Raw genomic sequence first — 20,324 nt, 5'->3', positions numbered from 1 at the left:
CCCGTGACCCCGGCAGCCTCCCCCACGGGATCGTCCGCCTCTCCGACGGGATCGCCCGCGACCACCCCGGTGGCGCCGGCGGCCGCCACCGGCCACGGCTCCCCCAAGAACAGGGAGACCCGGCGCCGCCGGCTGACGGCCGCGGCGTTCCTCCTCCCCTCCCTCGTCCTGCTCGGCGCGCTCGTCGTGCACCCCATCGGGTACTCGCTGTACCGCAGCTTCTTCGACCGCTCCGGCGAGGAGTTCGTGGGCGCCGGGAACTACGGGGAGATCCTGCGCGACGACACGATCCGCACCGCGCTGGGCAATACGGCGCTCTGGGTGGTGCTGGCCCCGGTCAGCGCCACCGCGCTCGGTCTGCTCTTCGCCGTGCTGACCGAACGGGTGCGCTGGGGAACGGCGTTCAAGCTGATCGTCTTCATGCCGATGGCCATTTCGATGCTCGCGGCGGGCATCATCTTCCGGCTCGTCTACGACGCCGACCCCGACCGGGGCGTCGCCAACGCCGTCTGGGTCGGCGTCCACGACACCTTCGCCGAGTCCTCCGCCTTCCCCAAGGCCCGCCCCGGCCGGGATTCGCCGCTGGCCCCGGCCGACGGGGGCGCGTACGTGACCCGCGATCCGGTACGGGCGGGCGTGCCCGCGCCGCTCCCGCTGGTCGGCATCGCCCCCGAAGCCCTTCCCCCGGGGACGCGGACGGCGCGGCCGGCCGCCACGGAGCCCGGGAAGGTCACCGGCACCGCCTGGCAGGACTTCACCCGGGGCGGGGGCGGTACGACGAACACCGTCGACCCCACCGAGTCCGCCCTGTCGGGGCTGCGCGTCGAGGCGGTCAAGGACGGCCGGGTGGTCGACTCGGCGCGGACCCGGGCCGACGGCACCTTCACCCTGTCCGCCGCCGCGGACGGCGCGCTGCTGCGGCTGCCCGCCTCGAACTTCCGGGAGGCGTACGCGGGCGTCGAATGGCTCGGCCCGACCCTGGTGACCCCGGCGGTGATCGGGGCCTACGTGTGGATGTGGGCCGGGTTCGCGATGGTGCTGATCGGGGCCGGGCTGGCCGCCGTACCGCGCGAGCTGCTGGAGGCGGCGCGGGTGGACGGGGCGAGCGAGTGGCAGGTGCTGCGGCGGATCACGGTGCCGCTGCTGGCGCCCGTCCTGGCCGTCGTGCTGGTGACCCTCGTCATCAACGTCATGAAGGTCTTCGACCTGGTCTTCGTGATCGCGCCGGGCGCGGTGCAGGACGACGCGAACGTCCTGGCGCTCCAGTTGTACCGGACCTCCTTCGGCACGGACGCCGATCAGGGGCTGGGCAGCGCCATCGCGGTGCTGCTGCTGGTGCTGGTGGCTCCCGTCATGGCCTACAACATCCGCCGGATGCGCCGGGAGGCCCGCCGATGAGCACACCGCCGCGCACGCCGCCCCGTATGCCGTCCCGTACGCCGCCCCCGACCTCAGCGGCCACCGCGCGGTCCCTGGCCGCCCGGGCGGCCGGCGGGGCGCTGCGCGTCTTCCTGGTCCTCGCGGGCCTGTTCTGGCTGCTGCCCACGCTCGGACTGCTGGTCTCCTCCTTCCTCTCGCCCACCGCGCTGAACGACGGCGGCTGGTGGCGGGCGCTGACGGCGCCCTCCCGGCTGACGGCCGGCAACTACGAGCGGCTGCTGGCCAACGAGACCGTCACGGGCTCGCTCATCGACACGGCGGCCATCGCGATCCCGGCGACCCTGCTCGTCCTGGCGCTGGGCTCGTTCGCCGGATACGCCTTCGCCTGGCTGGAGTTCCCCGGCCGCGACTGGCTGTTCCTGCTCGTGGTCGCGCTGCTCGTCGTGCCCGTCCAGGTGGCGCTGATCCCGGTCTCCGAACTCTTCGGCTCCATCGGCCTGTTCGAGACCACGGCGGGGGTGGTCCTCTTCCACACCGCCTTCGGGCTGCCGTTCGCCGTGTTCCTGCTGCGCAACTTCTTCGCGGAGATCCCGCGCGAGCTGCTGGAGGCGGCCCGGCTCGACGGGGCGGGCGAACTGCGGCTGTTCGCCCGGGTGGTGCTGCCGCTGGGCGGTCCGGCGATCGCCTCGCTCGGCATCTTCCAGTTCCTGTGGGTGTGGAACGACATGCTGGTCGCCCTGGTCTTCGCGGACTCGGCGCACCCGCCGGTCACGGTCGCGCTCCAGCAGCAGGTACGGCAGTTCGGGAACAACATCGACGTGCTGGCGCCCGGCGCCTTCCTGTCGATGGTGGTGCCGCTCGTCGTCTTCTTCGCCTTCCAGCGGCAGTTCGTCTCGGGGGTGATGGCGGGAGCGATCAAGTAGAGCGGTGTGGATCACGGTGTTGACGTGCGTTGTTGACGCTCCGTAACCCGAATGCCGCACCCTGCGTAACCCGATCACCACGCCGGGGGTTCCTGGGCCATATGTCCGCGCCGACCCCTGGATGTGCCGTGCCCCGGTTCAGCGTCATCGTGCCCGCGTACAAGGTCCAGGCGTACCTCCAGGAGAGTCTGGACTCGGTCCTGACCCAGTCGTACCCGGATCTCGAACTGATCGTGGTCGACGACGCCTCCCCGGACGCCTGCGGTTCGATCATCGACGACTGCGCGGCCCGGGACCCCCGGGTCACCGCCGTGCACCTGGCGCACAACCTCGGCCTGGGACCGGCCCGCAACGCGGGCCTGTCCCGGGCCACCGGCGACTACGTCCTCTTCCTCGACGGCGACGACACCCTGGCCCCCGGCGCCCTCCAGGCCGTCACCGACCGGCTGAAGGCCACCGGCTCCCCGGACGTGCTCGTCTACGACTACGCGCGCACCTACTGGACCGGCGAGCTGGTCCGCAACAGCCAGTCCCACCGCCTCTCCGAGGAGGGCCCGGCCAGCTTCCGCCTCGCCGACCGCCCCGCCCTCCTCGGCATGCTGATGGTCGTGTGGAACAAGGCCTACCGCCGCGAGTACGTGGAGCGCGAGGGCCTCTCCTTCCCGCCCGGCTTCTACGAGGACACCCCCTGGACCTATCCGGCGCTGCTGGCGGCGGAGTCGGTCGCCGTCCTCGACCGGGTCTGCGTGCACTACCGCCAGCGCCGCACGGGCTCGATCCTGACCACGTCCACCCGACGCCACCTGGACGTCTTCGACCAGTACGACCGCGTCTTCGGTTACCTCGCCACCCGCCCCGAGCTGGAGCGCTGGCGGCCCGCCGTGCACCGGCGGATGGCCGAGCACTTCTGCGCCCTGTACGCGGACCCGCGCCGGCTCCCGCGCGCCGCCCGGGCCGAGTTCTTCGCCCGGGCCTCGGCCCTGCTGCGCCGCTACCGGGTGCCGGGCCCCCGGCCGCTGTCCCTGAGCCGGACGGACCGCACCCGCCACCTCCTGATGCGGCTGGGCACCCGGCGCGCGTACCGCGTCCTGTCCGTGCTCCGCTCGGCCTCGCTCGCGGCGGGCCGCGCCGGGATCACCCTGGGCCGGGGCCTCGGCGAAACCGCCCTGCGCCTGCACTACCGCGCCCAGCGCCTGCTCCCGCTCCGGCCGGAGCTGGCGGTCTTCTCCGCGTACTGGCACGGGGGTTACGCCTGCAACCCGGCGGCGATCGAGGCCAAGCTGCGCGAACTCGCCCCGCGCATGCGGACGGCGTGGATCTGCGACCCGGCGCACGCCTCGACCGTGCCCCGCGGCACCACTCCGCTCCGCCCGGGCTCGGCTGCGTACTGGACGGCCCTGGCCCGCGCCACGTACCTCGTCACGAACGTCAACTTCGACCGCACCCTCGTCAAGCGCCCGGGCCAGATCCTCCTCCAGACCCAGCACGGCACCCCGCTCAAGCGCGTCGGCCTCGACCTCCAGGACCGCCCGGCGGCCACCCCCACGACGGACTTCGCGGGGCTGCTGCGCGGCGCGGACCAGTGGGACTACCTGCTCTCCTCCAACCGCCACTCCACCCTGGTCTGGGAGAAGGCGGTCCCGTCCTCCTACACGACGCTCGAGTACGGCTACCCCCGCAACGACGTGTTCCACCGGGCCACCCAGGCGGAGGTCCTGGAGCTGCGCGAACGCCTCGGCATCCCGCCGGGCTCCACGGCGATCCTGTACGCGCCGACCCACCGCGACTACCGCCGCAGCCGCCCCGCGCAGCCGGACTTCGACCGCATCCTGCGCGACCTGGGCCCGCGCTACACGATCCTGACCCGCACCCACCTCACGTACGCGGGCTCACCCTCCCCCGATCCCCACCCGCGCCTCCTCGACGTCTCCTCGCACCCCTCCGTCGAGGAACTCTGCCTGGCCTCGGACGCGTTGGTGACGGACTACTCGTCCCTGATGTTCGACTACGCGTCCCTGGACCGCCCGATCGTCATCCACGCGGACGACTGGGAGGCGTACGAGGCCTCCCGCGGCACGTACTTCGACCTGCGGGCCTTCCCCCCGGGAGCGATCGCCCGCACGGAGGACGAGCTGGTGGACATCTTCGCGACCGGCCACTGGCAGGGCTCCCGCTCGGCGCAGCTCCGCGCGTCCTTCCGGACCCGGTTCTGCACGCACGACGACGGCCAGGCGGCGGAACGCGTGGTCCGCCGCGTCTTCCTGAGCCAGCCGACCGCCCCCATCACCCCCCTGGAAGACCGCCGCCCCACCCCCGCAGCCCCCTCCGCCACCCCGGAACCCACCCTGGCCCACCTGACCACGGGCCGCTGGCCGTAGGCAGTCGCAGCCACTTTCAGCCGTCCGGCGCTTGAGGACCGGGGTCTGGGGCGGAGCCCCAGAAGGGGTCCGGGCGCAGCCCGGTACCCCTGCCCCTCCTAGCCCGTCCGGCGTTTGAGGACCGGGTCCGGGCAGCGCCCGGGGAACGGCGGAAGGGCGGGTAGGGGAACTCCGCCCCGCAGGGCCGAGCCACCCGCACCCGCCCACCGGGCCCCGCGCAGCGGCAACGGTCGCAGCCGGGGCGCAGAGGGACGGCCGCGCGCAGCGCAAGCCCTCAGGCGGCCGGCCCGGCCGTGAGCCCGGCCACGACGGACCGCGCGAGGTCGTCCAGGTAGCCCCGCGACACCGCGTCCCGCACCACCACCTGCCGCCAGTACAGCGGCCCGATCGCCAGATCCAGCGCCCGCCCCGCATCCACCCCCACGGGCAGCTCGCCCCGCGAGACCGCCTCGGAGATGATCCCCTCCGCCATCCGCCGCTGCCCCTCCAGCAGCGCGCCCCGTACCGCGTCGGCGATCTCCGGGTTCCGCGCCGCCTCCACCAGCAGGTCGGGGATCACCGCCGAGGCCACCGGATGCCGCAGCACGTGTGACATCACCTCCAGCAGCGCCCGTACGTCCCCGTAGAGGGACCCCGTCGACGGCACCGGCAGGCCGTCCGTGGCGAAGGCGCCCACCAGGTCGAGCACCAGGTGCAGCTTCGACTTCCACCGGCGATACACGGCCGTCTTCCCGACGCCCGCCCGCCGCGCGATGCCCTCGATCGACATCCGCGCGAACCCGACCGTCGCCAGCTCCTCGACGACTGCCGTCCGGATCGCCTCGGTCACGTCCTCACGGAGGACGGCGGCCCCCGCGGGGGCTCTGCGGGCGGCGGGGGGAGCGGTGGCGGCAGGGGGCTCAGGCGTCATGAGCAGAGCATAACCCGCGACGACGATACGGTTGCGTTTCGTCGTGTCACGACCTAACCTCGCCGTAGCGACGATACGGACCCGTTCCATCGATACGGACCCGTCCCATCGATCGCCCGACGCCCCGCCCCCGTCGAAAGCGACCCTCGTGACAGTGACCACCGCGCCACCGCCCGCCCCCTCGCACCGCAAGGGCCGCACCACGGGCAAGGGCAAGGACAAGAACAGGACCCAGGCTCCGGACCCCGTCGCCGAGCTGGCGGCGGCGCACGACCTGACCCTCAGCGGAGCCCGCCCCACGCTCCCCCGCTACATCGCGCAGCTCTGGGGCCGGCGTCACTTCGTGACCGCGTACGCCACCGCCCGGATGCACGCCCAGTACAGCCAGGCCAGCCTCGGCCAGGTCTGGCACCTGATGACCCCGCTGCTCAACGCGGCCGTCTACTACTTCATCTTCGGCGTCGTGATGCACGCCCAGAAGGCCGTACCGGACTACATCGCGTTCCTGATCACCGGCGTCTTCGTCTGGGACTTCATCGGAAGCTGCTTCAACGCCTCCACCCGCGCCGTGCAGTCGAACCTCGGCCTGGTCCGCGCCCTGCACTTCCCGCGCGCCTCGCTGCCGCTGTCCACGGTCGTCCAGCTCTTCCAGCAGCTCCTGATCACCATGGGCGCGCTGGTCATCCTGCTGCTCATCTACGGCCAGACCCCGGCCCTGAGCTGGCTCCTCGCCGCCCCCACCCTGGTCCTCATGGCCGTCTTCTGCGCCGGCTGCGCGATGGCCATGGCGCGGATCGGCGCGAAGAGCCCGGACATCAGCCAGCTGATGCCGTTCATCCTGCGGACCTGGATGTACGCCTCGGGCGTCATGTGGTCGATCGACCAGATGCTCCGTACGGACCACCTGCCGTCCTGGGTCTCGATGGCCCTCAAGCTCAACCCCGCCGCCGTCTTCATCGACCTGATGCGCTTCGCGCTCATCGACTCGTACCAGGCGAGCCAGCTCCCGCCGCACGTCTGGCTGGTCGCCCTGGGCTGGGCCCTGCTCGCCGGCATCGGCGGGTTCGTTTTCTTCTGGAAGGCAGAGGAGGAGTACGGCCGTGGCTGACACCGCAACCGCACCCGCACCCGCACCCGCACCCGAGACCCGTACCCCGACCGTCATCGCCGACGACGTCCACGTGATCTACAAGGTCCAGGGCTCGGGCGGCCGCAAGGGCGGCGCGACCGCGGCCATGAGCCGGATCTTCTCGCGCAAGCCCGCCCCCGGCATCCGCGAGGTGCACGCCGTCAAGGGCGTCAGCTTCACCGCGTACAAGGGCGAGGCCATCGGCCTGATCGGCACCAACGGCTCGGGCAAGTCCACGCTTCTGTCCGCCATCGCCGGCCTCCAGCCGGTCGCGCGCGGCCGGATCTTCTCGCACGGCCAGCCGTCGCTGCTCGGCGTGAACGCCGCCCTGATGAACGACCTGACCGGCGAACGCAACGTGGTCCTCGGCGGCCTCGCCATGGGGATGACCAAGCAGCAGATCCGCCAGCGCTACCAGGAGATCGTCGACTTCTCGGGCATCAACGAGAAGGGCGACTTCATCAGCCTGCCCATGCGCACCTACTCCTCCGGCATGGGCGCCCGGCTGCGGTTCTCCATCGCCGCCGCCAAGGACCACGACGTCCTGATGATCGACGAGGCCCTGGCCACCGGCGACGCCGCCTTCCAGCGCCGCAGCCAGGCCCGCATCGAAGAACTCCGCGAACACGCCGGCACCGTCTTCCTCGTCAGCCACGGCATCGGCACGGTCCGCGAGACCTGCGACCGCGCGATCTGGCTCGAATCGGGCGTCCTGCGCATGGACGGCCCCTCCGGCGAGGTCTGCGACGCGTACGAGGCGTTCACCAAGAAGCGCTGACCACCGCGCACCACGAACGCGGGCCGGGCCCGGAACCCCCCAGAGGGTCCCGGGCCCGGCCCGTACTCGTACGCGTACGCGTACCGCTGCCCGTGAGGGCTACGCGTGCGCCCTCAGCAGCGAGCGCATCGTCCGCATGGCGACGGACAGGTTCGCCAGGTCGAAGTCGTCCGACCCCTGGATCTCGTCCAGGGTCGTCCGCGCACGCCCGATGATCGCCGCGTTCTTCTCCTCCCACGCCTTGAAGCGCTCCTCGGGAGTCGAAGTGCCGTTCCCGACCGCGAGCACGTCCGCGGTCAGCGCCGCGTGCGCCGAGAACAGGTCCTCGCGGATGGACGCGCGGGCCATCGACTGCCAGCGGTCGGCCCGCGGCAGCTCGATGATCCGGTCCATCAGCTGGGTGATGTCCAGCCGGTCGGCGAGGTCGTAGTACACCTCGGCGACGGCCAGCGGCTCCACACCCGTCCGGTCCGCGATCGCCACGATGTCCAGCGTCGGGAAGGCGGACGAGAAGCCGGCCACCTTGGCCGCCAGCTCCTCCGGCACGCCCTCGCCGATCAGCTCGGCCATGACGGCCTCGTACCACTCCAGGTCCGCGCCGCGCACCAGCTTCGGCACGTCCGACCAGACCCGCTCCACCCGCTCCGAGAAGAGCTCGATGGTCTCGGTGATCTGGAGCGGCTGCGGCCGGTTGTTGAGCAGCCAGCGCGTACCGCGCTCGACCAGGCGCCGCGAGTGCAGCCGGATCCGGGTCTGGACGTCGGCGGCGACCTTGTTGTCGAGGGCCTCGACCGAGTCCCACACCTCGGCCAGGCCGAAGATCTCGCGGGCCGCGAGCTGCGCCCGGACGATCTCCTCCAGGGAGGCTCCGGTCTCCTCGCGCAGACGGTGCAGGAAGGTCGAGCCGCCGCTGTTGACGGTGTCGTTGACCAGCACCGTGGTGATGATCTCGCGGCGCAGCGCGTGCCCGTCGACCTGCTCGGGGAACTTCGCGAGCAGCGCGCCCGGGAAGTAGGCGTGCAGCAGGCGGGCGAGGTACGGGTCGTCCGGGAGCTCGGTGTGGATGAGCTCGTCCGCCACCGTGATCTTGGTGTAGGCGAACAGGACGGCCAGCTCCGGCTGGGTCAGGCCCTTGCCGGTGTTCAGCAGCTCGCGCAGCTGCCGGTCGTTGGGCAGGAACTCCAGGGCGCGGTCCAGCAGGCCGTCACGGCCCAGGCGGCGCATGAAGCGCTGCTGGGCGTGGAGCAGGCTGGGCGCCTGGGCGGCGCCGTTGGCCAGGGCCACGTTCTGCGCGTAGTTGTTGCGCAGCACCAGCCGGCCGACCTCGTCGGTCATCTCGGCGAGGAACTTGTTGCGCTGCTTGACGGTCAGGTCCCCGTCGGTGACCACCGCGTTCAGCAGGATCTTGATGTTCACCTCGTGGTCGGAGGTGTCCACGCCCGCGCTGTTGTCGATGGCGTCGGTGTTGACCTTGCCGCCCTCGCCGCCCGCGCCGATACGGGCGAACTCGATGCGGCCGAGCTGGGTCAGGCCCAGGTTTCCGCCCTCACCGATGACCCTGGCCCGCACGTCGGCGCCGTTGACGCGGATCGCGTCGTTGGCCTTGTCGCCGACGTCCGCGTGCGTCTCGGCCGTCGCCTTGACGTACGTACCGATGCCGCCGTTCCACAGCAGGTCCACCGGGGAGTGCAGGATCGCCTTCATCAGGTCGGCCGGGGTCATCTTCGTGACGCCCGCCTCGATGCCGAGGGCCTCGCGGACCTGCGCGTTGACCGGGATGGCCTTCGCGCTGCGCGGGTGGATCCCGCCGCCGGCGGACAGCAGCGAGCTGTCGTAGTCCGCCCACGAGGAGCGCGGCAGCTCGAACAGGCGCCGGCGCTCGGCGTAGGAGGTCGCCGCGTCCGGGTTCGGGTCGATGAAGATGTGCCGGTGGTCGAAGGCCGCCACCAGGCGGATGTGCTCGGAGAGCAGCATGCCGTTGCCGAAGACGTCGCCGGACATGTCGCCGACGCCGACGACCGTGAAGTCCTGCGTCTGGGTGTCGTGCCCGAGCTCGCGGAAGTGCCGCTTGACGGACTCCCAGGCGCCGCGGGCGGTGATGCCCATGCCCTTGTGGTCGTAGCCGGCCGAGCCGCCGGAGGCGAAGGCGTCGCCGAGCCAGAACCCGTAGGACTCCGCGACCCCGTTGGCGATGTCGGAGAAGGTCGCGGTGCCCTTGTCGGCGGCGACGACGAGGTAGGTGTCGTCCTCGTCGTGGCGGACCACGCCCTTGGGCCGCACGACCTCGCCGCCGACCATGTTGTCGGTGATGTCGAGCAGCGCCGAGATGAAGATCTTGTACGAGGCGATGCCCTCGGCGAGCCAGGCGTCGCGGTCCACCGACGGGTCGGGGAGGTTCTTGGCGACGAAGCCGCCCTTGGCGCCGACGGGCACGATGACGGTGTTCTTGACCATCTGCGCCTTGACCAGGCCGAGGATCTCCGTACGGAAGTCCTCGCGGCGGTCGGACCAGCGCAGGCCGCCCCGGGCGACCTTGCCGAAGCGCAGGTGGACGCCCTCGACGCGCGGGGAATAGACCCAGATCTCGAAGGCCGGACGCGGCGCCGGCAGATCGGGGATCGCCTGCGGGTCGAACTTCATCGACACGTAGGAGTGCTGCTCGCCCTTGGAGTTGAGCTGGAAGAAGTTCGTGCGCAGCGTCGCCTTGATGAGGGTGAGGAAGGAGCGCAGGATGCGGTCCTCGTCCAGCGAGGCGACCTGGTCCAGGGCCCCGTCCAGCTCCTCCAGCATCGCGTCGACGAGCTCGGTGCCCGCGGACTGGCGGCCGGGCGACATCCGGGCCTCGAAGAGGGAGACCAGCAGCCGGGTGGTGTGGACGTTGTTGCGGAGGGTGTCCTCCATGTAGTCCTGGCTGAAGGTGGCACCGGCCTGGCGCAGGTACTTGGCGTACGCGCGCAGGACCACGGCCTGGCGCCAGGTCAGTCCGGCGCCCAGCACCAGGGTGTTGAAGTTGTCGTTCTCGGCGTCGCCCCGCCAGACCGCGGAGAAGGCGTCCTGGAACCGCTCGCGGGCGTCGTCGCCGAGGTAGTTCGCGTTCCCGGCTGCGTCCGCGCCGCCGCTGGGGAGCGGCATCCGCAGACCGAAGTCGTAGATCCACGCGTTGGTGCGGTCGGTGCAGCGCAGCTCGTACGGCCGCTCGTCGGTGACCTCGACGCCCAGGCGCTGCAGGACCGGCAGGACCGCGGAGAGCGAGACCTGCTCGCCCGTGCGGTAGATCTTGAACCGGCGTTCGCCGGGGCCCGCGCCGACCGGCTCGTACAGCGACAGCGCGAACTCGCGGTCGCTGGCGTTCAGCCGCTCCAGGTGGCACAGGTCCGCCACGGCCGAGCGCGGCGAGTGGTCGGCCTTGTAGCCCTCGGGGAAGGAGTTGGAGTACTTGCGCAGCAGCTCGGCGGCGCGCTCCTCGCCCAGCTCCGCGACGAGCGCCTCGCCGAAGCCGTCGGCCCAGGAGCGGGCGGCCTCCACCAGGCGTCCCTCGATCCGCTCGACGTCGGCGTCGGTCAGCACGGGCAGCTCGGTGCCCTGCGGGACGCGGACGACGAAGTGGATGCGGGAGAGGATCGACTCGGTGTTCCAGGCGGTGAAGTCGACGCTGATGCCGTCGAGCTCCTCCTGCAGGATCGCGATCAGCCGCAGCCGCACGCCGGTGGTGTAGCGGTCGCGCGGGAGGTAGACCAGCGCGGAGTAGTAGCGCCCGTACTCGTCCTGGCGCAGGTACAGCCGCAGCCGGCGGCGCTCCTGGAGGTACAGCACGGAGGTGGCGATGGCCTGGAGCTGGTCGACCGGGGTCTGGAACAGCTCGTCGCGCGGGTACGTCTCCAGGATCTGGAGCAGGTCGCGGCCGTCGTGGCTGGACGGGGCGAAGCCCGCGCCCTCCAGGACCTCGGCGACCTTGCGGCGGATGACCGGGACCCGGCGCACCGACTCGGTGTACGCGGCGGAGGAGAACAGGCCGAGGAAGCGGCGCTCGCCGACGACGTTGCCCTCGGCGTCGAACTTCTTCACGCCGACGTAGTCGAGGTACGACGGGCGGTGGACGGTGGAGCGGCTGTTGGCCTTGGTCAGCACCAGCAGGCGGTGCTCGCGGGCCTTGGCGCGGGCGTCGGCCGGCAGCCGGTTGAAGGACGGGGAGACGGGGTGCGCCTCATCCTGGCCGTGGTGCAGCGGGTCGGAGCGCAGGATGCCGAGGCCGGTGCCGGGCACGGCGGACAGGGAGTCGCCGTCGACGAGGTTGTACTCGCGGTAGCCGAGGAAGGTGAAGTGGTCGTCGGCGAGCCAGCGCAGCAGCTCGCGGGCCTCTTCGAGCTCGTACTCGCGCAGGTCCGGGGCGGTCGGCTCCTCGGGCAGCTCCTGCGCGATGCGCAGCGCCGCGTCGCGCATCTTCTCCCAGTCCTCGACGGACTCGCGCACGTCGGACAGGACGCGCTGCAGATCGGCGGTGATCTGCTTGAGGTCGGCCTTGTCCGTCTCGCGGTCGATCTCGACGTGGATCCAGGACTCGACGAGGGAGTCGTGGGGGCGCGCGGTGCGGGGACCGTGCGCGTCGCAGTCGGGGCCGAGGATCTCGATCAGCTTGCCGGTGACGTCGCGGCGGACGACCACCTGCGGGTGGATCACGACATGGATGCCGCGCCCGTGGCGGGACAGCTCGTTCGTCACCGAGTCCACGAGGAAGGGCATGTCGTCGGTGACCACCTCGACGACGGAGTGGCTGGAGGTCCAGCCGTTCTCCTCCACCGTGGGGGTGTGCACGCGCACGTTCGCCTTGCCCTGCGGACGCTTCTCCGCGAGCCGGTAGTGCGAGAGCGCGGCTCCGAACACGTCGACCGGGTCCCGGTCGAGCAGGTCCTCCGGGGCCGTGTGCAGGTAGTAGCGCTGGAGGTAGGCGAGGGTCGTGTCCCGGTCGGGACGCTCCCCCGGTTCGGACCCAGTCGGAAGTAGCCCCCCGGCCGGGCTGTTCTCAGCTACCCGTGCCGCCCGCGCGAGCAGCTCGGCCTTTGCTTCGTCCAGCTTGGTCTGCATGTCCTCTGGCTCCTGTCGCGCGCCATTGCGTGACGTAGGTGAAGGAAGGAATGGCATAGCACCGCGAGGCGGGGATTCGTTGTCCGTCCGGGATCGACGCTATGCCGTCGAGAGAGCCCACCGGGAGGAAATCGGCCAAGATCGGCCGGCCGTCCCGGGGGCGGAGATCAGCGAGGGCCCGGGCACGTATGTGCGCCGGGCGCCGGGCGGAGGCTTCAGTGCCTCCGAGAACTATCGCGCTGATCACGGGTACCAGGCTATCTCGCTCCACCCCCGGCTCGTCATGAGCTGTATGTGTACAAAAGAGGGGGGGTAACTTTGACACTCTGGACAGGGCCCGGCCCGGCCGGGCGTGCCAGGCCGGTGCGCGGTCGCTCTCCGCTCATGCGCCGGTCGCTATCCGGCCAGCTCGCGAGCAGTGCGGACGGCCTCCGCCAGGCTGTCCACGACGGGGACACCGGCTGATTCCAGACTGCCCCGGCTGTGTGATCCGCCCGTATAGAGGACGGCCCGCGCGCCCACGTGCGCGGCGGCCAGCGCGTCGTCCACGGCGTCTCCGATGAGGACCGTACGCCCGGCCGTCACTCCCGTCCCCTCCAGGGCCGCCAAGTGACGTACGAGGTGTCCCGCCTTGGTGGTGTGGGAGGGCCCGGTACGGCCGTCGACGCGCAGGAAGTGCGTGTCGATCCCGTGCGCCCGGACGAGCGGCACGAGCTTGTCGTGGGGCGCGAGGGACAGCAGGGACTGCGTGAGCCCGCCCTCCTGCCAGTCCCGCAGGAGGTCGCGGGCCCCCTCGGCGAGCCCGGCGTCCTCGGCGGCCACCCAGTAGTGGCGGTGGAAGGCCTCGTCCATGACCAGCCACTCGGCGTCCGTGGGGAGCCGGCCCATGAGCCGCTCGTAGAACTTCGGCACCGGTACGACGTACAGCTCGCGGTACCGCTCCAGGGTGATCGGAGCGAGGCCGAGCTCGGCGAAGGAGGCGTTGGTGGCTGCTATCACGGCGTCGATGTCGTGGAGCAGCGTGCCGTTCCAGTCCCAGACGATGTGCGGGGCCGCGGACGCCGGGACCGGGGCCGCCGGGCGCGCGGACGCGGCGGCGACGGGCACGGCGGCGGCCCGGACCGGCACCGCGGGTGCCGGCACCGCGAGCGCGGGGCCCTCGGGCGTGGGGACCACGGGCACGGGGCCCTCGGGTGCGGGGTTCCGGGGTGCGGCGCTCACTTCAGCAGCCCCGGAATCTCCTGGACCCCGAACCACAGCAGCTCGTGCTCCTCGGCCTCGTCCACGGTGGAGCGCGCGTCCTCGTCGCCCCCGTCCGCGGCCGCGACGGCCGCCACGGCGGCGCTCACGTCCTCCAGGGCCTCTTCGGCGTCCACGTGCACCGCGGCCGCCACCGAGAGCCGTACGGCCCCGGCGAGCGCCACCTGGCCGAGCGCGGCCTCGTCGGCGCCGGGGACGGCGGTGGCGGCCTTGTCGTCCACGTCGACGGCCACCACGACCCGCTTGCGGGGCGCGGCCCCGTCCTCGGCGATCATCCGCAGCGAGGCGACGGCGGCCCTGGTCAGGGCGGCGTACTCCAGCTCCTCGATGTCGTCCGACACGAACCACTCGCGCAGCCCGGGCGTGACGGCGTACGCCCGCAGCGGAGCCGGGCCCAGCTCACCCGCCTGGTGCGCCTCGGCGAGCCCGGGCAGGGTCAGGGGGACGTACACGCGCATGGCCGGCTGCTTTCGGTAGTCGGAAACGCCCCCAGGATACGACCGGGACCCGCCCCGCATCCCCCGCCGCCCCCTCACACGCATCACCCCCAGCACCCTCCACAACTCCGCCGCCCCGCCCCGCACCCCGTCCGTGACGGCCCGGGGCGGGCCCGTCCGGTGACGCCGCCCCCGGAAGGGACCGGCCCCGAGGCCCGGACTCCATCCGTGACGGCCCGGGTCCCCCTTCGGGGTGCCGCGGCGGGGCCATGCGGCGTCCACCTCCCGCCCCGCGGGCCCGGGGCCCGGGCCCGGGGGCGGCCGGGGACCGACCCGGATAGGTGAAGGCGGGCCGGACCCGGGGCGCCCCCGCGGCATCGTTGCGGAGCGTGTTCGCGGCCCCGTAGAAGTCCCCTACCAAGTTACCGCCCGGTACCACGCCGGGCCCGACCCCGGGGACGACCGCCATGACCACCAGCACACCCCACCCCACGGGAACCACCCCCGGAACCAGCCCCATGGGGCCCACCGGAAGCCCCCGCGCGCCCGGGAGCACCGGAAACCCCGGCGTCCCCGGGCCCACCGAGAGCCTCCGCAGCCCCGGGCCCACAGGGCCCACCGGGCCCGGGCCCGGGACCACCCGGCGCCCCGGGAGCGGCGGCGGCCCACGAACGGCTGCCGGGGGCGGCGCCGGCACCGGGCCCGGCCGGGGCTCCGCGCGGCCGGCCGGGACCGGCCCCCGGACCGCGCGGCCCGGCCGCCACGACCGGCGCCGACCGCCCACCACCGTCCCCCGCGGCAGCGGCCCGCACCACTGGTTCGCCGAACGGCTGCTCGCCGTCCTCAGCGGACGCCGCCCCGTGCACTCCCTGATCGGCCACACCATCGGCCCGGCCTACGACCAGCTGATCACCCTCGCCCCCGCCGACCCCCCGCAGGAGCGCGCGTACGACGCCCGCCGGCTCAGCCCCGTCCTCCACGGGTGCGGCCGCTTCACCCCCGGCCCGGGGGTCATCGAGGCCTTCGCCCGCATCGCGACGGGCGAGCGCCTCACCGCGCTGGCCTTCCGCCTGGAACAGGGCCCCGACCTGCGCTGGCGCTGCGCCGCCGTGGAACTCCAAGGCCCCCGCCCATGACCCCGGGCCCGCACGCGCCAACACACACCAACGCCGCCGGGGCCGGACCCCACGCACAGCGTGGTGTCCGGCCCCGGCGGCGTTCCCGCGAGCTGCCCGCGGGTTACTTCTTGCGGCGACGGCCGCCCGTGGCCTTCGCGGCCTTGCGGCGCTCCGCGCGCGTCATCCCGGAATCGGAGTCGTCACCGGAATCCGATTCGAAGTCACCCTCGACGACGCCGCCCTCACCGTCCACGGTGGGCGCGGAGAAGTGCAGGCGGTCGGGCCGCTGCGGGGCGTCCAGGCCCTTCGCCCGGATCTCCGGCTTGGTCAGCGACGGACCGGAGTCCGACACCAGGACCTCCTCGACCTGCTGCTCGACCTGGACCTCCAGGTTGAACAGGTAGCCGACGGACTCCTCCTTGATGCCCTCCTGCATGGCGTTGAACATGTCGAAGCCCTCGCGCTGGTACTCGACCAGCGGGTCCTTCTGGGCCATCGCCCGCAGGCCGATGCCCTCCTGCAGGTAGTCCATCTCGTACAGGTGCTCGCGCCACTTGCGGTCCAGCACCGACAGCACCACGCGCCGCTCCAGCTCGCGCATGATGTCGGAGCCGAGCGTGGCCTCGCGGGCCTCGTACTGCTCGTGGATGTCGTCCTTGACGGACTCCGCGATGAACTCGGCGGTGATGCCGGCGCGGTCGCCCGCGGCGTCCTCCAGCTCCTCCACCGTGACCTTGATCGGGTAGAGCTGCCGGAAGGCGTTCCACAGCCGGTCCAGGTCCCACTCCTCCGCGAACCCCTCGACCGTCTCGGCCGTGATGTACGCGTCGATGGTGTCGTCCATCATGTGACGGATCTGGTCCTGGAGGTCCTCGCCCTCCAGGACGCGGCGGCGCTCCTTGTAGATCACCGTGCGCTGGTTGTTGAGGACCTCGTCGTACTTCAGGACGTTCTTGCGCGTCTCGAAGTTCTGGGTCTCGACCTGCGACTGGGCCGAAGCGATCGCCCGCGTGACCATCTTGTTCTCGATCGGCACGTCGTCCGGCACGTTCGCCATCGACATGACGCGCTCGACCATCTGCGCCTTGAACAGTCGCATCAGGTCGTCGCCGAGCGACAGGTAGAAGCGGGACTCGCCCGGGTCGCCCTGTCGGCCGGAGCGGCCGCGCAGCTGGTTGTCGATGCGGCGCGACTCGTGGCGCTCGGTGCCCAGCACGTACAGCCCGCCGAGCTCCTTGACCTCCTCGAACTCCGCCTTCACGGCCGCCTCTGCCCGCGTGAGCGCCTCGGGAAGGGCGTGCGCCCACTCCTCGATGTGCTCCTCCGGGTCCAGGCCGCGCTGGCGCAGCTCGGCCTCGGCGAGGTCGTCCGGGTTGCCGCCGAGCTTGATGTCGGTACCACGGCCGGCCATGTTCGTGGCGACCGTGACGGCGCCGCGACGGCCCGCCTGGGCGACGATCGTGGCCTCGCGGTCGTGCTGCTTCGCGTTCAGCACCTCGTGCGGGATGCCGCGCTTGGAGAGCTGCTGCGAGAGGTACTCGGACTTCTCGACCGACGTCGTACCGACGAGGATCGGCTGGCCCTTCTCGTGCTTCTCCGCGATGTCGTCGACGACGGCGGCGAACTTCGCGACCTCGGTGCGGTAGATCAGGTCCGCCTGGTCCTTGCGGACCATGTCGCGGTTGGTCGGGATCGGGACGACACCGAGCTTGTAGATCTGGTGGAACTCGGCGGCCTCGGTCATGGCCGTACCGGTCATGCCCGACAGCTTCGAGTACAGGCGGAAGAAGTTCTGCAGGGTGATCGTGGCGAGGGTCTGGTTCTCGTCCTTGATGTCCACCCCTTCCTTCGCCTCGATGGCCTGGTGCATGCCCTCGTTGTAGCGGCGGCCCGCGAGGATACGGCCGGTGTGCTCGTCGACGATCATGACTTCGCCGTCGATGACGACGTAGTCCTTGTCGTTCTTGAAGAGCTCCTTGGCCTTGATCGCGTTGTTGAGGTAACCGACGAGCGGGGTGTTCACCGACTCGTAGAGGTTCTCGATGCCGAGCCAGTCCTCGACCTTCGCGACACCGGTCTCGTGGATGCCGACGGTGCGCTTCTTCTCGTCGACCTCGTAGTCGCCGGTCTCCTCGATGCCCTTGAGGGGCTGGCCGGGCTCGCCCTTGGTCAGGCGCGTCACCAGCTTCGCGAAGTCCGCGTACCACTTGGTGGCCTGGTCGGCCGGGCCCGAGATGATCAGCGGGGTACGGGCCTCGTCGACGAGGATCGAGTCGACCTCGTCGACCACGGCGAAGTTGTGGCCGCGCTGGACGAGCTCGTCCTGCGACCACGCCATGTTGTCGCGGAGGTAGTCGAAGCCGAACTCGTTGTTCGTGCCGTACGTGATGTCGGCGGCGTACTGCTCACGGCGCTGCGCCGGAGACATGTTCGCCAGGATGCACCCGACCTCCAGGCCGAGGAACTTGTGCACCCGGCCCATCATCTCGGAGTCGCGCTCGGCGAGGTAGTCGTTCACCGTGATCAGGTGGACGCCCTTGCCGGACAGCGCGTTCAGGTACGCCGGGAGCGTGCCGACGAGGGTCTTGCCCTCACCGGTCTTCATTTCGGCGACGTAGCCGAGGTGCAGGGCGGCGCCGCCCATCATCTGGACGTCGTAGTGACGCTGGCCGAGGACGCGCTTCGCGGCCTCGCGGACCGTCGCGAAGGCCTCGGGCAGCAGGTCGTCCAGGGTCTCGCCGTCCTGGAAGCGCTGCTTGTACTCGTCCGTGAGCGCACGCAAGTCGGCGTCGGAGAGGTTGACGAAGTCCTCTTCGATGGAGTTGACCTGGTCCGCGATGCGGTGCAGTTTTTTGAGGATCTTGCCTTCGCCTGCACGCATGAGCTTGTTGAAGACGGACACCGAGGTTTGTCTCCTTGCCGGTCGGGCCTGGCACTGTATTCGTGCGCGGGCACGGAGGGTGGGCCCCACCGCAACGGCCATCGTAAGCGAGGACGCGGTCGCGTCGGGAGGTCCGCACTGCCGCGGGGCTGGACTGCCCGGAAATGAGAACGTGCGAGGGGCACCGAAGGTGCCGGTATGGGCGGTCCCTCTTCCGGAATCCGTTTCCCCGCGGCCGTCCTCCCAGAGCAGAATCCGTCCATGGAACCGATCACCCTGACCACCGAGCGTCTCGTCCTGCGCCCCCTGGACGCCTCGGACACGGACGAGGTGTACGCGGCCCTGCAGGATCCCGCGATCCAGCGCTGGATACCGGTCCCCGTCCCGTACGAGCGGACGCACGCCGAGTCCTTCGCGACCCGGGTCCCGGGCGGGCTGAACGGATCCGAGTACAACTTCGGCGTCCGGCTCGGCGCGGGCGGCCCGCTGGTCGCCTGCGTCGGCCTCGGCCCGCAGGGCGACAACGCGCACGAGGTCGGCTACTGGACCGTCGCCGGCCACCGGGGCCGCGGCTACCTGCCCGAGGCGCTGCCCGCCGTACTGCGCTGGGCCTTCACCGACCTGGGCTGCGTGCGGATGATCTGGCGCGCGGGCGTCGGCAACGACGCCTCCCGCCGGGTCGCCGAGAAGGCCGGCTTCACCATCGAGGGCGTCGCGCGCGCGGGCATGGAACACCGCGAAACCCTGCGGGACTGCTGGACGGGCGCCATGCTCCCCTCGGACCTCGGCCTGCCCTCCCGCCTCCCGTACCTTCCCTCGCCTGTCGGTGGCCGGGTCTAGGGTGCGGTCATGACGCCCGCACCCCCGCCGACCGTGTCCCTCTCCGCCGACGAGGCCCGCCGCATCGCGCTGCGCGCGCAGGGATTCCTGGGCGCCCCGGACCGGCGCGGCGGGGTCCGCGGCGTCCTGCGCCACCTGGGCGCCGTCCAGCTCGACACGATCTCCGTACTGGCCCGCTCCCACGAGCTCGTCCCGTACGCGCGGCTCGGCGCGGTCGGCCGCTCCACCGTCGAAGCCTCGTACTGGTCGGACCAGCACGCCTTCGAGTACTGGTCGCACGCGGCCTGCATCCTGCCGATCGAGGAATGGCCGCACTTCGCCTTCCGCCGCCGGGCCCGCAAGGCCCGCGGCCACCGCTGGCACGTCCTGGAGGACAAGGACCGCTCGACGAAGACGGTCCTGGACCGCCTGGCGGCCGAGGGCCCTCTCACCTCCACCGAACTGGGCGGCGCCAAGAACGGCGGCGAATGGTTCGAATGGTCCGAGACGAAGATCGCGGTGGAGTGGCTCCTCGACATCGGCGAGGTCGTCTGCACCGAACGCCGCGGCTGGAAGCGGGTCTACGACCTGCCCGAGCGCGCGGTCCCCTCGGCCCTGCTCCACGACGAACTGGACGACCGGGAGTGCAAGCGCCGCCTCGTGGCCCTCGCGGGGCGGTCCCTGGGCGTGGGCACCCGCTCCGACATCGCGGACTACCACCGCCTCAAGAACCAGGACTTCGACGCCGTGGTCGAGGACGCCGGCCTGGTCCCGGTGCAGGTGGAGGGCTGGGACAAACCGGCCTGGGCGGACCCCTCGGCCCTCTCCCCGCTCCCCCGGGGCCGCCACCGCACGACCTTGCTCTCGCCCTTCGACTCCCTGATCTGGGAACGCCCGCGCACGGAGCGGATCTTCGGCTTCACGCACCGCCTGGAGGCCTACGTGCCCAAGCCCCGGCGGATCCACGGCTACTTCGCGATGCCCCTGCTGGCCGGGGGCCACCTCCAGGGCCGCGTGGACCCGGCCCGCGAGGGCACCACCCTGGTGGCCCGCCAGCTCTCCCTGACCACCCCGAAGGCAGCCCGCGCCATGGCCGAAGCCCTCCGCGAAGCCGCCACTTGGGTCGGCTGCGACGCGATCCGGATCGACCGCGCGAGCTCTCCGGCGGAAGCGGCGGCGGTAACGGCGGAACTGTCGACCCTCTGAAGCCGCGGCTCCACGAGGGACCT

General features: G+C 71.8%; 13 protein-coding genes. 8 read left to right on the top strand and 5 right to left on the bottom strand.

Annotated features, from left to right (window positions below; translation table 11 throughout):
* Nucleotides 1–3 precede the first annotated feature (3 nt).
* From OG730_RS25790 to OG730_RS25780, 3 genes are all read left to right on the top strand, one after another.
* Complete coding sequence (locus tag OG730_RS25790) at nucleotides 4–1,398, top strand: carbohydrate ABC transporter permease (RefSeq protein WP_442815018.1); 1,395 nt, start codon at nucleotides 4–6, stop codon at nucleotides 1,396–1,398.
* Nucleotides 1,395–2,303, top strand: a complete 909-nt coding sequence (locus OG730_RS25785; RefSeq protein ID WP_442815017.1) for a carbohydrate ABC transporter permease — start codon at nucleotides 1,395–1,397, stop codon at nucleotides 2,301–2,303. Before OG730_RS25790 ends, OG730_RS25785 begins: the two co-directional genes overlap by 4 nt.
* Nucleotides 2,304–2,431: 128 nt before the next feature.
* Nucleotides 2,432–4,681, top strand: coding sequence for a bifunctional glycosyltransferase/CDP-glycerol:glycerophosphate glycerophosphotransferase (locus tag OG730_RS25780; RefSeq protein WP_327306468.1), 2,250 nt, complete (start codon nucleotides 2,432–2,434; stop codon nucleotides 4,679–4,681).
* Between the two features lie 274 nt (nucleotides 4,682–4,955).
* Here the strand turns inward: OG730_RS25780 and OG730_RS25775 are convergent, their stop codons facing one another.
* Nucleotides 4,956–5,591, bottom strand: coding sequence for a TetR/AcrR family transcriptional regulator (locus tag OG730_RS25775; protein WP_327306467.1), 636 nt, complete (start codon nucleotides 5,589–5,591; stop codon nucleotides 4,956–4,958).
* A gap of 148 nt (nucleotides 5,592–5,739) precedes the next feature.
* On the opposite strand from OG730_RS25775, the gene OG730_RS25770 reads away from it, so the two are divergent.
* Nucleotides 5,740–6,699 carry an ABC transporter permease gene (locus tag OG730_RS25770; RefSeq protein WP_442815016.1) on the top strand — a complete coding sequence of 320 codons (960 nt, stop codon included), beginning with the start codon at nucleotides 5,740–5,742 and terminating at the stop codon, nucleotides 6,697–6,699.
* Nucleotides 6,692–7,498, top strand: coding sequence for an ABC transporter ATP-binding protein (locus tag OG730_RS25765; RefSeq protein WP_327306466.1), 807 nt, complete (start codon nucleotides 6,692–6,694; stop codon nucleotides 7,496–7,498). The genes OG730_RS25770 and OG730_RS25765 overlap by 8 nt, the downstream gene beginning before the upstream one ends.
* A gap of 99 nt (nucleotides 7,499–7,597) precedes the next feature.
* On the opposite strand, the gene OG730_RS25760 is transcribed toward OG730_RS25765, so the two are convergent.
* From OG730_RS25760 to OG730_RS25750, 3 genes are all read right to left on the bottom strand, one after another.
* Complete coding sequence (locus tag OG730_RS25760) at nucleotides 7,598–12,580, bottom strand: NAD-glutamate dehydrogenase (protein ID WP_327306465.1); 4,983 nt, start codon at nucleotides 12,578–12,580, stop codon at nucleotides 7,598–7,600.
* Between the two features lie 396 nt (nucleotides 12,581–12,976).
* On the bottom strand, nucleotides 12,977–13,687 hold the full coding sequence (locus OG730_RS25755) for an HAD family hydrolase (protein WP_327309418.1): 711 nt from the start codon (nucleotides 13,685–13,687) through the stop codon (nucleotides 12,977–12,979).
* A 110-nt stretch (nucleotides 13,688–13,797) separates the two neighbouring features.
* A complete protein-coding gene (locus tag OG730_RS25750) occupies nucleotides 13,798–14,298 on the bottom strand; it encodes a DUF6912 family protein (RefSeq protein ID WP_327306464.1) in 501 nt (166 codons plus the stop codon).
* A 446-nt stretch (nucleotides 14,299–14,744) separates the two neighbouring features.
* Between OG730_RS25750 and OG730_RS25745 the strand changes: the two genes are divergently transcribed.
* Nucleotides 14,745–15,413: an Rv3235 family protein gene (locus tag OG730_RS25745; protein ID WP_327306463.1), complete on the top strand. Its 669-nt coding sequence runs from the start codon at nucleotides 14,745–14,747 to the stop codon at nucleotides 15,411–15,413.
* Between the two features lie 103 nt (nucleotides 15,414–15,516).
* Here OG730_RS25745 and secA read toward each other — a convergent pair whose 3' ends face one another.
* The gene (secA, locus tag OG730_RS25740; RefSeq protein ID WP_327306462.1) at nucleotides 15,517–18,297 is read right to left on the bottom strand and encodes a preprotein translocase subunit SecA; all 2,781 of its coding nucleotides are present in this window, start codon (nucleotides 18,295–18,297) and stop codon (nucleotides 15,517–15,519) included.
* Nucleotides 18,298–18,537: 240 nt separating this feature from the next.
* On the opposite strand from secA, the gene OG730_RS25735 reads away from it, so the two are divergent.
* Nucleotides 18,538–19,116, top strand: a complete 579-nt coding sequence (locus OG730_RS25735) for a GNAT family N-acetyltransferase (protein ID WP_327306461.1) — start codon at nucleotides 18,538–18,540, stop codon at nucleotides 19,114–19,116.
* A gap of 9 nt (nucleotides 19,117–19,125) precedes the next feature.
* A complete protein-coding gene (locus OG730_RS25730) occupies nucleotides 19,126–20,301 on the top strand; it encodes a winged helix-turn-helix domain-containing protein (protein ID WP_327306460.1) in 1,176 nt (391 codons plus the stop codon).
* Nucleotides 20,302–20,324 lie beyond the last annotated feature (23 nt).

The organism is Streptomyces sp. NBC_01298, assembly GCF_035978755.1.
In the GTDB taxonomy this organism is placed as follows: domain Bacteria; phylum Actinomycetota; class Actinomycetes; order Streptomycetales; family Streptomycetaceae; genus Streptomyces.
The sequence above is the reverse complement of the archived record's forward strand: the minus strand, read 5'-3'. Positions and strand labels throughout refer to the sequence as shown.